Source organism: Corynebacterium sp. UMB2355A, assembly GCF_033877495.1.
Lineage (GTDB): Bacteria > Actinomycetota > Actinomycetes > Mycobacteriales > Mycobacteriaceae > Corynebacterium > Corynebacterium pseudogenitalium.
Genome location: NZ_CP138855.1, coordinates 532,786 through 545,804 on the forward strand (window position 1 = coordinate 532,786; position 13,019 = coordinate 545,804).

Annotated in this window: 11 protein-coding genes and 1 other RNA gene; 4 read left to right on the plus strand and 8 right to left on the minus strand. The window is 66.5% G+C overall.

All coding sequences use genetic code 11. The features are described 5' to 3' along the window. Nucleotides 1-16 precede the first annotated feature (16 nt). On the plus strand, nt 17-745 hold the full coding sequence (locus R0V12_RS02585) for a hypothetical protein (protein ID WP_320072760.1): 729 nt from the start codon (nt 17-19) through the stop codon (nt 743-745). 1 nt (nt 746) lies between these two features. On the opposite strand, the gene R0V12_RS02590 is transcribed toward R0V12_RS02585, so the two are convergent. Genes R0V12_RS02590 through thrC form a run of 3 tightly spaced genes read right to left on the minus strand, consistent with a single transcriptional unit; the run spans nt 747 to nt 3,354 of the window. Beyond that, nucleotides 747-1,772: a trypsin-like serine protease gene (locus R0V12_RS02590; RefSeq protein WP_320072761.1), complete on the minus strand. Its 1,026-nt coding sequence runs from the start codon at nt 1,770-1,772 to the stop codon at nt 747-749. After that, nucleotides 1,762-1,905, minus strand: a complete 144-nt coding sequence (locus R0V12_RS02595) for a hypothetical protein (protein ID WP_168156175.1) — start codon at nt 1,903-1,905, stop codon at nt 1,762-1,764. The genes R0V12_RS02590 and R0V12_RS02595 overlap by 11 nt, the downstream gene beginning before the upstream one ends. Nucleotides 1,906-1,908: 3 nt before the next feature. Then, entirely contained in the window at nt 1,909-3,354 is a 1,446-nt protein-coding gene (gene thrC / locus R0V12_RS02600) for a threonine synthase (protein WP_320072762.1), read from the minus strand. Nucleotides 3,355-3,425: 71 nt separating this feature from the next. Here thrC and R0V12_RS02605 point away from each other — a divergent pair, with 71 nt between their 5' ends. Further along, nucleotides 3,426-4,754 (plus strand): MFS transporter, encoded by a 1,329-nt coding sequence (locus tag R0V12_RS02605; RefSeq protein ID WP_320072763.1) that lies wholly within the window; start codon nt 3,426-3,428, stop codon nt 4,752-4,754. Here the strand turns inward: R0V12_RS02605 and R0V12_RS02610 are convergent. The 3 genes from R0V12_RS02610 to glnA are packed head-to-tail and all read right to left on the minus strand — an operon-like array spanning nt 4,751 to nt 9,466. Further along, nucleotides 4,751-5,062, minus strand: a complete 312-nt coding sequence (locus R0V12_RS02610; RefSeq protein ID WP_252932132.1) for a hypothetical protein — start codon at nt 5,060-5,062, stop codon at nt 4,751-4,753. The two genes, R0V12_RS02605 and R0V12_RS02610, sit on opposite strands and share 4 nt — an antisense overlap. A gap of 15 nt (nt 5,063-5,077) precedes the next feature. Continuing rightward, the gene (locus tag R0V12_RS02615; RefSeq protein ID WP_288791699.1) at nt 5,078-8,122 is read right to left on the minus strand and encodes a bifunctional [glutamine synthetase] adenylyltransferase/[glutamine synthetase]-adenylyl-L-tyrosine phosphorylase; all 3,045 of its coding nucleotides are present in this window, start codon (nt 8,120-8,122) and stop codon (nt 5,078-5,080) included. 9 nt (nt 8,123-8,131) lie between these two features. Then, a complete protein-coding gene (glnA, locus tag R0V12_RS02620; RefSeq protein WP_070363460.1) occupies nt 8,132-9,466 on the minus strand; it encodes a type I glutamate--ammonia ligase in 1,335 nt (444 codons plus the stop codon). A 106-nt stretch (nt 9,467-9,572) separates the two neighbouring features. Between glnA and R0V12_RS02625 the strand changes: the two genes are divergently transcribed. Further along, nucleotides 9,573-11,123, plus strand: coding sequence for a CYTH and CHAD domain-containing protein (locus R0V12_RS02625; RefSeq protein WP_320072764.1), 1,551 nt, complete (start codon nt 9,573-9,575; stop codon nt 11,121-11,123). Between the two features lie 21 nt (nt 11,124-11,144). Here R0V12_RS02625 and R0V12_RS02630 read toward each other — a convergent pair whose 3' ends face one another. Beyond that, on the minus strand, nt 11,145-11,348 hold the full coding sequence (locus tag R0V12_RS02630; RefSeq protein WP_070976472.1) for a hypothetical protein: 204 nt from the start codon (nt 11,346-11,348) through the stop codon (nt 11,145-11,147). 37 nt (nt 11,349-11,385) lie between these two features. On the opposite strand from R0V12_RS02630, the gene R0V12_RS02635 reads away from it, so the two are divergent. Beyond that, a complete protein-coding gene (locus R0V12_RS02635; protein ID WP_320072765.1) occupies nt 11,386-12,579 on the plus strand; it encodes a galactokinase in 1,194 nt (397 codons plus the stop codon). Nucleotides 12,580-12,581: 2 nt separating this feature from the next. Here R0V12_RS02635 and rnpB read toward each other — a convergent pair. Further along, nucleotides 12,582-12,995: RNase P RNA component class A (gene rnpB, locus R0V12_RS02640), an RNA gene on the minus strand. Nucleotides 12,996-13,019: the final 24 nt, after the last annotated feature.

Sequence of the window (13,019 nt, forward strand, 5' to 3'; positions counted from 1 at the left end):
GGTTACTATTTACGTCATGTTGCACACCACCACTGATGACTCCGCACAGTCTGGCGCTTTGCTTCGCCGGGTGCCAACTGCACTGTTTGTGGCGGTGTACGGAGCGCTCGTGGTGGTGCTGGCCTCGCTGGCAGTCGCGTTGTACGCCTACCAGCACAACGCTCCACAGGAGACTCGGTTGCAGCGCGAACTAGTGTTTCAGCCCGAGGCACCGCAGGCCGACATCGCGTCGATAGAAGCGAGCATCCGGCCGTACCTGATCGCGAACGCGGAGGTGCACGAAGCACACCGCGGCGCAGCGCTGCGCGGCAACATCACGGATACCGCGGTGCAAGACGTGGACTCGTTCTCGGGCCACCTGTCGCGTTTGCTGCAGCAGAACTGCATCCCCGGCGTCGAGCTGCGCACGGGCAGCAACCTCAACGTGAATTTGTGGGACTACTGCCACGAAGCGCCCGCACCAGAATCGATTGCGCAGCAAATGCGCCTCGCGCTGAGTTACGACGCCGACTTCGTCGGGTTCCTGCACTACCCGTTCGGACAGAAAGTCAAGGTAACGTGGATGAACGTGGCCGACGAGGCTGATCGCGACAGCCTCATCGCAATGTGGGAGGAAGTCGGCCTGCCCGACGGCTTCGTCGAGGTGATCTACCAGGCCTACGGGGCAGACGAAGTGACCACGCTCGAGATTGATGACAAGGGCAAGCACGACTTGCAGACGAACCCGACGCCCGATACGCAGTAGCTCACCACTGCTGTTCGACCCACTGGGCGTCCGGCACGACGCGCTCGATGACGCTCAGAATTTGATCAACGTTGGAGTAGGACATCATGATCGGGTCCTCCATGCCTTCCCAGCACTCCTCTCCTGAACGGTCGGCTTCCGTCCCGGAGACCACGCCGATGATAGTGGCCCGCCCATTCACGTCTGCGAAGACGGGGCCGCCCGAGTCGCCGGAGGAGGCGCAGACGCCTGCGATGTCGCCGCGGGACTCACGCTGTTCTTCGTCGTCGTGGGCGGTCACGATCTGGACGCGGCTCGCGGCCTCGAAGTGGCCACAGGTGTAGCCGGTCGTCCCGCCCGTTTTGCAGACGCGGTCAACGGGGCCGATGTCGGCGCCGATGCCGGTTGGGATCGGGTCGCCGACGAGCGGCACGGCGCGGTCCGTGTCGTAGATCTCGATAATGCCGACGTCGATGCGCTCCGCCTCTGGGTCCTCTACATCAGGGGTGTAAAGCCCGGAGTAGATAAACCTACCGACTTCCTGCGAATAGTCGTTGGTGTCCGAGGCCCCTTTCGGCCACACCAGGTTGCCTTCACGCCCGCAGTGCCCGGCGGTGACGGCGTAGGAGCGGCCGTCGGCACCCGAGAACGTGAACGCGACGGTGCAGGACTGCGCGGTGAAGCGCTCCCCCGGCTCCGGGTAGTGGTCCGTGGACTGGATCAGCGAGCCCGGCGCCCACGGTGCGAACTCGGGCACCAGGATCCGGTTGCCCGTTGCCGCGGCAGGCGGTTGCTCCCCGGGTCGCTGGACGGCCTCCTGGGCTTGGCGCTCCTCGGCGGTGCGCGTGTCTATTTCAGAGGTGTGCAGGCCCAGCCACACCACCATCCCGACCAAGCACAGCGCGGCGACGATGATGGTAAACCACGCGGCACCACCTAGCCCGCGACGAGGCGCCGGCTGCCCTACTGGGGCGACCGGCTCCGGGAACGTCCACTGTTGCCCGTTTTCGGGCTGGTATTTCTTGGCGAGGTCGCCGCTACTGCTCATCGCCCGCTTCATCGTCAGCGAAGGCGGGGTCGCCCTTGGCAGCTTCTTCCTTCTGAATCTTCATGTCTCGGATGAACTTCTCGGGGTCGAACTCGGTGAAGTACTCCGGGCCTGCGAACTGTTCCTGTGCCATGTGCTACTTCCCTTCGATGGAGTCTTGGATAAAGGCCTTCACGGCGTCGGCGTCATTCGGCAATTCGGTGACGTGCCGTGGTTGGTCCATGATGCCACGGAAGCGCTCGGGCACCTCCGGCTGGGTGCCGGTGGCCTCGACGATGGTCTCGGCGAACTTCACCGGCAGCGCGGTCTCAAGCACGACGACAGGAGTGTTGACGTCGCCACTCACGGCGCGGGCGGCGTGGACACCGTCGGCGGTGTGCGGGTCAATCAGCACGCCGGAGCGCTCGTGGACCTCGCGAATGGTCGCCACGCGGTCAGCGTGGGTGGACGAGGAGGAACAGAAGCCGAACGCGTCGCGGATGCGGGCCAGGACGTCTGCGCCGCCGAAGTCCTCGGCGTCGAAGCCGCCGTTGTTCACCTTGGTGCCGAAGAGCTCGCCGGTCAGCGCGGCGTCTCGCCCGACGGCGTCGAACATCATGCGCTCGAAGTTCGACGCCTTCGAGATATCCATGGACGGCGAGGACGTCGCCTGGGTCTCTGCCGCGCTGCGCGGGCGGTACTGGCCGGTGCGGAAGAACTCGTCGAGGACGTCGTTCTCGTTGGTAGCCACGATCAGGCGGTCAACGGGCAGGCCCATCCGCTTGGTGATGTAGCCCGCGCACACGTCGCCGAAGTTGCCGGTTGGCACCGAGAAGCTCACCTTCTGCGAGTTGTTCTCGGTCACGCGCAGGTAGGTAGAGATGTAGTAGACCGTCTGGGCCAACAGGCGCGCCCAGTTAATGGAGTTGACGGCGCCGATGGCGTACTTCGCCTTAAAGTCGGCGTCGCCGTTGACGGCCTTGACCACGTCCTGGCAGTCGTCGAAGACGCCGTCGAGGGCGATGTTGAAGATGTTCGGATCGTCCAGGCCAAACATCTGGGCCTGCTGGAATGGCGTCATCCTGCCAGCTGGGGTGAGCATAAACACGCGGATGTTATCGCGGCCGCGCATCGCGTACTCGGCAGAGGAACCGGTATCGCCGCTGGTAGCGCCCAGGATGTTCAGGTGGCGGCCGCGACGGCCCAGCTCGTATTCGAAGAGCTCGCCGAGCAGCTGCATCGCCATATCCTTAAACGCCGCGGTTGGCCCCTCGGAGAGGTGTGCCAGCCACAGGTCGTCCTCGAGTTTGGTCACGGGGACGATGGCGGCGTCGTTAAATACGGGGGTGCGGTAGGCGCGGGCGGTGATCACTTCGATGTCGGCGTGCGGGATGTCGTCGATAAAGAGCTTGAGCACCTCGGCGGCGAGTGCCGCGTACCCGCGCTCGGCGAGCAGCGTGCGCCAGCTGTCGAGCTGCTCGGGGCTTAGCTGCGGGTACTCCACGGGAAGGAACAAGCCGCCATCCGGGCTTAAGCCCGTGAGCAGGATGTCGGTGAACTTGTAGGTTGTGCCTGCGGTATCGCGCGTTGAAATGTAATCCACGGTTGCACAGTCTACGTGACGCACCGGACCCGCATGCCGGATTGCACAGCCAAAGGAGTACGTTATACCGCATGCCCCATTCCAACTCCCCTGTCTCCCAGACCAACGACCCACAGCAGCGCGTCACCCGGCGCGCCCTTTTTGTGTGGTTCGCTGCGGTCGCGGTGTACGTGGTCGCCATCTTGGGTCGCACATCCTTCGGTGTCGCGGGTGTTGAGGCGATCGACCGCTTTGGTATCGACGCTTCTCGGATCGCAGTGTTCACCGCAGTGCAGGTTGGTGTGTACTCGTTGGCGCAGATCCCGACCGGGGTGCTCATCGATAGGCAGGGTCCGCGCTTCATGCTGATCGTCGGCGCGCTCGTGATGGCGGTGGGCCAGATCCTGCTCGGGTTTACGTCCTCCTACCCTGTCGCACTTGCGGCGCGCGTGCTCATCGGCGCGGGCGACGCCACGGCGTTCCTGGCGGTGATGCGTATCCTGCCGAGCTGGTTTCCTCCCCGCAAGACGCCGCTGTTTACGCAGCTGTCCACTGCGATTGGGCAGATGGGTCAGTTCCTGTCCGCGGTGCCGTTCTTGGCGCTGCTGCACGCGAAGGGCTGGCAGGTCGCGTTCGTCTCGCTCGGTGCGGTCGGGGTGCTCGTGGCGCTCGCCGCGGTGGTCGCGGTGGCGGACGCTCCCGCGAAGCCTGGCGAGGAGGCTGCGGCCAAAAGCGCAAAGGTGCCGCTTCGCACCACGCTCTCGACGGTGGTGCGCTCGCCGGTGTGCTGGGAGGCCTTCTTCATCCACGGGTTCTCCATCTTCCCGATGGTCACTTTCACCCTGCTGTGGGGTGTGCCGATGATGACGCTCGGCATGGGCTTGAACGAGCAGGAGGCCGGCACGGTGCTGATCGTGCTGACGGTGTGCATGATCGTCGCGTCGCCGGTGCTCGGTGCGGTCTCTGCACGCTTGGGCGTGCGCCGTGACATGGCGGTCATCGTGCTGTGCTCGCTGACGCCGCTGATGTTTTTGTGGTTCTTTTCGACGTCCACTCCGCGCGGCTTCGGCGCGATCCTGGCGGTGGTGATCGTGATGGGCACGGTGGTGCCCGCGTCCAACTTCGGCTTCGATAACGTGCGCGAGCACGTGCCACCCGCCATGGTGGCGACCGGCACCGGCCTGGCCAATATGGGCGGGTTCACATCCTCCATGGTGGCAGCCCAGGCTGTGGGGATTTTGCTGGACCACTCGGCAGATTCGGTGCAGTACACGTGGGAGGACTTCCAGTACGCCTGGATCGCGGTCTATGTGCTAGCAATCCTGCTGATGGTGGGCCTGCTCGTGGCACGGGCGAAGGCGCAGCCGCAGATGCGCCGACTCAAGATCGTCGAGCAAGCACCACCAATGAAGGCAAACTAGCGCCGCGGGGGTTCCTGTCGCCCGGTCAGGATGTCCACGACGGAGCGGATGGCGGCGTCGCCAAGCTGCGGCAGCGCCGAAGATCCGGGGGTGGAGACCGTGGTCGGCCCCTCGCCTTCGCGGGTGCGCTCGGGCACGCGCTGCTGGTGTGCATCCGTGGTGCCGGGCTCCACGGCGATGCTCAGCGTGGAGTCTGCCAGCTCGAGTGCGGTGTCTGCGGTGACGCCGGCGACGCGGGCGGCGTCGACAAGTGCGACGAGGTCCGCGAACGTTGCGTGTTCAAGGTCGATTGCAATCTGTACAGCCATGGGCACCAGCATAAGTTATTCGAACTCGTGCGACGGGGCCTCGCCCCAGAACACCTCCTCGACCACGCGGTATGCGCGGCGGGTGGTGCGCCGGTAGTCCTCGAGGAACTGCTGTTGGTGCTCCGGGCTGTAGCCCGCGGAGCCTGCGACGGGGCCGAGCTGCGTGCCCGGCGCGGGCAGCTGGTCGGTGCGCTTGCCGGTGACCAGCACGATGGCGTTGCGGGCCCTGGTGGCCATCAGCCAGGCCTCGCGCAGTTGGCGTGCCTGCTGTGGCGCGATGACCTGCGGTAGGTCGTCGTCCGGGTCGACGAGGTAGTCGAGCGCCTCCAGCGTGGAGGTGGTGTGCAGCGCCGGGTGGGTGTGCGCGTGCATCATGGTGAGCAGCTGCACGGTCCACTCGACGTCGGCGAGCGCCCCGCGGCCCAGCTTGGTGTGGGTGGCGCGGTCCGCCCCGCGCGGCAGGCGCTCGTTATCCACGCGCGCCTTGATGCGGCGGACCTCCCTGATGTCGCGCTGGCTGGCACCCCCCGGCGGGTAGCGCACTGGGTCGATGACGCGGAGGAAGTCCGCGCCGAGGTCCCGGTCACCGGCGATGGTGACGGCGCGCAGCAGCGCCTGGCGCTCCCACACCTCGCCCCACTCGGTGTAGTAACGCTCGTAGGACTCCACCGTGCGCACCACCGCGCCAGAGCGCCCCTCGGGGCGCAGTCCGAGGTCGACCTCGAGGGGTGGGTCGGCGCTCGGCTTGGCCAGGCGCGCGCGCATCGCCTCAATGACCTTGGCGGCCCACACGGTTGCTTCGTGGTCGTTGTAGCCCTCGTTGGCTGCGGCAACCACCATCACGTCCGCGTCCGAGCCATAGCCGAGCTCCGCCCCGCCGAGTCTGCCCATCCCGATCACAGCGATGCGCGCCGGCGTTGGGCGCTCGGGGTCCTGGTGCTGGGCGCGCATCTCTGCGGCGAGCGCGGCGCGCAGAACGGCGTCCCACACGTAGGTGAGCTCCTCGCAGACCTGGCGCACCTCCATGAAGCCGAGCAGGTCGGCAGCGGCGATGCGCGCGAGCTCCGCCCGACGCAGCGAACGCGCCACCGACACCGCGCGGTCCGGGTCCTCGTAGCGCCCGGCGGCTGCGACGATCGCCTTCTCCACTTGGTCGGGCGCCGCCTCGATGAGGCGCGGACCCGAGGAGCCGTCGCCAAAGAGTTTGACCACCTCAGGGGCCGCGATGATCAGTTCGGAGGCGTACGGGCTGGTGCCCAGGATCTGCATGAGGCGCTGGCTGACCACGCCCTCGTCGCGCAGCATGCGCAAAAACCAGCTCTTATCCTCCGCCGCCTCCGAAAGCTTGCGGTAGTTCAACAGCCCCGCGTCCGGGTCCGCGGTGCCACCCAGCCAGTGCATGAGCGACGGCAGCAGGATCGCCTGCAGCTTCGCCCGGCGCGAGGTGCCCTTCACCAGCGCGGTGAGGTGGTCGTGGGCGCGCGCCGGGTGGCGGTAGCCGAGTGCGGCGAGCTGGGCCTTGACGGCGTCGGCGCTCAAGGTAGCCTCGCCGTAGCTCAGGTTCACCACCGCGCTAAGCAGCGGACGGTAGAAAATGCGTTCGTGCAGGTTGGCCACGGTGAACCGGACCTGCTTGAGGCGGGTGCGCAGCGCCTCGGTCGCGGTCGCGCGTGGGCCGGTGCGGAAGCCTGAGGTGCGCGCGAGCCACCGCAGCGCTTTCGCGTCGTCGGGTTTGGGCAGCTGGTGGGTGCGCTTGAAGCGGGTGAGCTGCAGTCGGTGCTCGAGCAGGCGGAGGAACTCGTAGGCGTCGATCAGCTTGGCGCCGTCCTCGCGGCCGATGTAGCCGCCGTCGGTAAGCACCTGGAGCGCGTCGACGGTGTTCTTCACCCGAATGCTTGGGTCAATGCGCCCGTGCACGAGTTGGAGCAGCTGGACGGCGAATTCGACGTCGCGAAGCCCGCCGCTGCCCAGCTTGAGTTCGCGCTCGCGCAGGTCTTTCGGCACGTGCTCGAGCACGCGCCTGCGCATCGCCTGGACGTCCTCGACGAAGCTTGTGCGTTGCGACGCCTCCCAGACCAGCGGGCGCAACGCCGCGATGTAGCGCTGCCCCAGCTCGGCGCTGCCTGTCATCGGGCGCGCCTTGAGCAGCGCCTGGAACTCCCAGGTCTGCGCCCACCGTTTGTAGTAGGCCAGGTGGCTGTCGACGGTGCGCACGAGCGCGCCGGACTTGCCCTCGGGGCGGAGGTTGGCGTCGACCTCGAAGAAGCACGCGGTGCCAAGCTGCATCACGGTGCTGGCGGTCTTGGTTGCCGGGGCTGTGGCTGGTTCGGCGACGAAGATGACGTCGACGTCAGAGATGTAGTTCAGCTCGCGGGCGCCGCACTTGCCCATCGCCATGATCGCGAGGCGGGAGTCGGGGTCGTCGTCGCCGTAGGTTTCGCGGATGGCGACGGCCAGCGCTGCGGTCAGAGCGGCGTCGGCGAGCGTTGTGACGTACTCGGTGACGTCGCGGTAGCCCACCTCACCTGCGAGGTCGGAGGCGGCGATGCGCATCATGAGGGTGAGGTAGTGCTCGCGAAGCGGTGTGGTGGCGCTGGCGTGACGCGACCACTCCTGCCCCGCCCGGTAGGTGCCGGGGGTGGTCAGGTCCTCGCTTGCTGTGTCGCCCTCGAGGCCCGCGGGTGCGGCATCGACGGCCGCGAGCATCGTGCGGAAGAGCTCCTCGCTGCCTGGGAGCGGCTCGAGCAGGCTGCACCAGCGCTGCGGGTGCGCCACCAGGTGGTCGGACAGCGCCGTGGAGCCGCCGAGCAGCGCGAACAGCCGGGTGCGGAACTGGCCGTCGGCCGCCAGGTGGGACTGCACGTCCTGCCAGGATGGGGCGTCGTCAAGCGCGCTGAAGAGACGGTAGAGCGTGTTGAGCGCCAGGTCTGGATCGCCGGCGTCGGCAAGCGCTGCGAGCACCTTCGCATCCGTGATGCCGAGTGTGGTTAAGTCCTCGGCGGCGCGGGGGCTGGTCAGCCCGAGCTTCGCAGGGTTCGGCAAGGGTGCATCTGCAGACATGGTGTTTCCTTAAAGGTCGATGCCGCTTTCGATCTCCCACGGGGTGATCTGGGAGGTGTAGGCGTGGTACTCGTCCCACTTCGAACGCAGGAAGAACTCGAAGACCTGCTCCCCGAGCACTTCCGCCATAAACTCGGAGCGCTCCAGGTGGCGCAGCGCCTGGTCGAGCGAGTTCGGCAGGTCGCGGTACCCCATCGCGCGGCGCTCCCGGCGAGTCAGCGCGAATACGTCGTCGCGGCTTGGCTCGTCGAGCTCATACTCGCCCTCGATGCCGCGCAAGCCCGCTGCCAGCACCGCCGCGTACGCAAGGTAAGGGTTGCAGGCGGAGTCCAACGAGCGGACCTCGATGCGGCGCGAGTCCGCCTTGTGCAGGCGGTAGGTGGGCACGCGCACCATCGCGGAGCGGTTGGAAACGCCCCACGTCGCCGCGGTCGGCGCCTCGGAGCCGAACTGGAGGCGCTTATACGAGTTGACCCACTGGTTCGTCACCGCGGAGATCTCGTTGGCGTGCTCGATGATGCCCGCGATGAACTGGCGGCCCGTCTTAGACAGCGAAATCTCATCGTCCGGGTCGTGGAAGGCGTTGGTCTCCCCCTCCCACAGCGAGAAGTGGGTGTGCATCGCGGAACCATCCATGTCCGCGAACGGCTTCGGCATGAACGTGGCGTGCACGCCATTGGCTTCCGCGACAGTCTTCACGATGTAGCGGAAGGTGACCACGTTATCGGCCATGGTCAGCGCGTCGGTGTGCCGCAGGTCGATCTCCTGCTGGCCGGCGCTGGCCTCGTGGTGGGAAAACTCAGTGACAATGCCCATGTACTCCAACGCGGCGATCGCCTGGCGGCGCAACTTCGGCGCCTCGTTGCGCTTCGCCTGGTCGAAGTAGCCGCCCTTGTCCGCCGGCACCGGGTCCTCCCCAGGCATGTTCTGCTTGAGCACGTAGTACTCGATCTCGGGGCTGGCGTTGAACTCGAAGCCGAGCTCACGCGCGTGCGTCATCTGGCGGCGCAGTACCTGGCGCGGGTCGGCGTAGAGCGGGTCGCCGTCCGGCATGGTGATGTCGCAGAACATGCGGGCGGTCTGCAGGCCGGTGCCTTCGTCGAACGGCAGCGGCTGGAAGGTGGAGGGGTCCGGGCGCAACAAGGTGTCGGACTCGGAGATGCGGGAGAAGCCCTCGATGGAGGAGCCGTCGAAGCCCACGCCCTCGTCGAAGGCGGCCTCAAGTTCGGCGGGGCTCATCATGACGGTTTTCAGGGATCCGAAAATGTCAGTGAACCACAGGCGGATGAACGCGATGTCTCGCTGTTCAACCATGCGAAGTACGTTTTCCTGTTGCGTGTCCATAGTGTTGTACCCTACTGCGCCTGCGCTCATGCCGCCGCGAAAGTGGGCGAACGCGTTAGACTTTGCGGTGACCGCACATGCTTCGCGTTGAAAGTAGGGCTTTGCCGTGGCCGCACCACATGAGTTCGTAGAAATTGAGATCAAGTTAGCTGTCGACGATTCCACCGCCGTCCCCGATCTGCGCCAGCTGCCAGGGGTATCCGCGCTTGCGAGCACGAGCCACCAGCAGCTCTCCGCAATCTACTACGACACGGCTGACCTGCGCCTGACGCGCGAGAAGATCACGCTGCGTCGCCGCACGGGAGGCCCGGACGACGGCTGGCACATGAAGATTCCAGCAGGTCAAGGCCGCACCGAGCTACGCTGCCCACTGCAGGACCCGCACACGGTCCCGCAGGAGCTTGTCGACGCCGTCCGCGCCATCGTGCGCCGCCACCCGCTGCAGCCCATTGCCCAGGTGGACAACCACCGCGTGGAAACCATCCTCGCCGACGAGGAAGGCCAGCCCGTCGCCGAGTTTTGCGACGACCACGTCTCCGCCCGCTCGCTGCTACCAGGGGGCTCGCACACCACTTGGCGCGAGTGGGAACTCGAACTCACGGAGCAGGTCGCGGGCACCAACGCAGGTGCGTCCCTGCTGCGCCAGGCGGAGCGCTACCTGCTCTCCTCCGGCGCTCGCCCATCCTCCTCGCCGTCGAAGCTGACGTCCGCGCTCGGGGACTCGTTGGCGAAAGCTCCGCTGCCTCCGCACCTCACCGAGGCACACCTGCCTGCGGATTCCCCACTGCATTCGCTGTTAACTTCCGTACGCACGCTTCGTGACACCATCGTCCACGGCGACCGCGCCGTACGCGCCGACCAGTGGGACTCGGTGCACCAGCAGCGAGTGGCAATCCGGGAGCTGCGCTCCATCCTGCGCACCTTCGACGGGCTCGTGCAGGGCGATGCGTTTTCGAAGATCGAGAAGGAACTCAAGCACGTCGCGGGCGTGCTCGGGGTGGCGCGAGACGCTGAGGTGGTGCACGCCCGGTGGTTGCAGCTGCTCGACACTGACGACTCCGGCTGCATGGATGATGCTGCCGCAGCCCACCTGCGCGAGGATATGCACAGCGTGTACAAGCTCGCGCACCGCAACATCGTCAACATGTGCAACAGCGACGCCTACCTCAACCTTCTCGACGCCATCGATGAACTCATCGCGAACCCTCCCCAGGTGCGCGAGGGTATCAAGGACAGCGACGAGGCCCTGGCCCGCCACGTGCGCAAGGCATATAAGAAGCTGATGAAGCGCCACGCCAAGGTCGACGACCGCTACCACGACACGTCACTGCCGCGCGCGAAGCGCGAGGCCTACGTGCACGACGTACGCAAGGCCGCCAAGCGGCTGCGCTACGCCGCGGCCGCCACCGGCGACCCGAAGTTCAAGCGCCTTATCAAGGCTTGCAAGCGCCTGCAATCGATGCTGGGTGATTTCCAGGACTGCGCGACCTCGCGCGAGGAGCTGCTGGTGCTTGCGAAGCTGGCGCGCCAGCGCGACGAGGACGTGTTCGCCTACGGCATGTGCTTCCAGCGCGAACTCCGCGACGGTGAAAAGGCACTGCGCGGCTACTTCGGCGCGATCCGCGAAGTAAAGAAGGCGGCGCAGAAAGCCCTGTAAGTCCTGTTCGTGCAGTAGGGGCTACTTCTCCCAGGAAGGTGGGGTGCCCCAGTTGTCCTCGGCGGCCTCTTCCGCGTCCGCCTGCTGGTTACGCGCGGCCGCGATGCGCAGCGCATCCTCGGCTTCCTCGCGCGTCTTGTAAGGGCCCATGCGGTTTTCCCAGGACTGCACTTTGCCCTCGGTGATCTCGCCGGTGGTCGGGTTGTAATAGAAGTTTCCGCTCATGGCGCCCACCTTAGCGCCACGGGTATGGTTGTGCCCTATGAATGTCCAACAGGAGATGCGTGCTGCACATGCCCACCACGCTGGCTGCGCCCCCGACCACGTCGCTTCCGCGCCGGCAACGGTGGTGGTGGCTGGTGATGGCGTCGATAATTATGGCGGGGCGAGCATCATCGGGCTTGGCCCACAGCGGGTGTGTGCCGCGGTGAGCCGCAGGTCGGACGATGTCATTTCGCTCCAGTTCACGCGTGCCGACGGCCGGATTCTCGCCGCGACCAGCACGCTGGCGGCACTCAACGCCCCTACCGCGGGCACCGAGGAAGCGCAGCTCGCGCACCGGATTACCGGGCTGATCCATACGCTGATCCACCGCCAGGTGCTTTCCCGCGAGACCACGGGAATGGACATCTCGGTGGTCTCCCACGTCCCGCACGGAGTTGGCCTCGGCGAGATTGCGGCGGCAGAAGCCGCCATCACGTTGGCGTGCGCCGGCGCCCACGACGATATCGACGCCCCTCCCCTGCGCACGAAGCTTGCGGAGGTCTGCGCACAGTCCGCCACCGCGTACGCCACGTCCAGCCCATTGAAGGCGCGCTACACCGCGGCGCTTCGCGGCCACGGCACCACGCTGAACCTTGTGGAGCAGGCGGACGGCTCGGTCACGCAGATCACCCACCCGGAGCGCCTTGGCCTGCGGCTGTACGTGGTGGCCAAGGAGCAGGCTGCGCAGCCGGACGCGTTCGCGGAGTCGATGCGGCGGCGCCAGGAGTTCATCGAGACGGCAGCAGCAAACTTCGGCGTGGCCTCGCTGCGCCAACTACCTGACGCGACCGCGCGCGTGGTCCAGTGGGTGGAGGCCCGCCACACTGTTGGCGATAGTTCCGCACCGGATCCGCGGCGCGCACGCGCGGTGCTGCAGCGCTGTGAGGACGAAACGGCACGCGCGCTGGGTGCGGCGCAGGCGTTGCGCTCTCAGCAGATCGATGCGCTGGTCAACGCGCTGCACCCCCACGCGGGTGACGCCGCCGATGAGGCCCTGGCAACCCCGGCGCTGCTGAGCCAGCTTGCATGCGAGTGCGGAGCGAGCGTCGCTAGACCAGCCGCACCTGGAGTATCCCAGTCGGTGCTGGCGCTGGTGCCGGCGTCGAAAGCCGAAAACTTTGCCTCCCGGATGCAGGAGAACCTGCTGGTCATCCCGGTCACGACTGGTGAGGTTGGCAGGATCGAAGTGTAAGGCGAATGAGCCAGCCTATAAGCCGGATTCTGTACCCACGCCCGTAGGCGCGGGCGGCAACCATCCATCTGTGCGTCCCATCGCTGGGCGCATCAAGCAGCTACCTTCGGACTGGGCGGGCAGCCTCATCACGTCCGACGACCCCAGCCTTGCGGCTGCGGTTCTTGCCTTGCTCCCGGTGGGGTTTACCTGGCCACGCACATCACTGTGCATGCCGGTGCGCTCTTACCGCACCCTTTCACCCTTACCCACCCAGTTGCCTGGGTTGGCGGTGTACTTTCTGTTGCACTTGCCCGCGGATCGCTCCGGGTTGCTGTTAGCAACCACCGTGCCCTGTGGAGTCCGGACTTTCCTCGGTCCCCGCCAGCCACAACGCGTGTGGCGGTTCGGGGCGACGCGGTCGCCCGGCTCATTCGCACTGTGCCACTCTACAACACAGC

Excerpts from the sequence above, each read along its gene's own strand:
- R0V12_RS02630 (WP_070976472.1), bottom strand. The coding sequence starts at position 11,348 with ATGAGCGGAAACTTCTATTACAACCCGACCACCGGCGAGATCACCGAG.
- R0V12_RS02595 (WP_168156175.1), bottom strand. The coding sequence starts at position 1,905 with ATGGCACAGGAACAGTTCGCAGGCCCGGAGTACTTCACCGAGTTCGAC.
- R0V12_RS02635 (WP_320072765.1), top strand. The coding sequence starts at position 11,386 with ATGAATGTCCAACAGGAGATGCGTGCTGCACATGCCCACCACGCTGGC.
- R0V12_RS02610 (WP_252932132.1), bottom strand. The coding sequence starts at position 5,062 with ATGGCTGTACAGATTGCAATCGACCTTGAACACGCAACGTTCGCGGAC.
- R0V12_RS02605 (WP_320072763.1), top strand. The coding sequence starts at position 3,426 with ATGCCCCATTCCAACTCCCCTGTCTCCCAGACCAACGACCCACAGCAG.
- glnA (WP_070363460.1), bottom strand. The coding sequence starts at position 9,466 with ATGGACACGCAACAGGAAAACGTACTTCGCATGGTTGAACAGCGAGAC.
- R0V12_RS02585 (WP_320072760.1), top strand. The coding sequence starts at position 17 with ATGTTGCACACCACCACTGATGACTCCGCACAGTCTGGCGCTTTGCTT.
- R0V12_RS02590 (WP_320072761.1), bottom strand. The coding sequence starts at position 1,772 with ATGAGCAGTAGCGGCGACCTCGCCAAGAAATACCAGCCCGAAAACGGG.
- R0V12_RS02615 (WP_288791699.1), bottom strand. The coding sequence starts at position 8,122 with ATGTCTGCAGATGCACCCTTGCCGAACCCTGCGAAGCTCGGGCTGACC.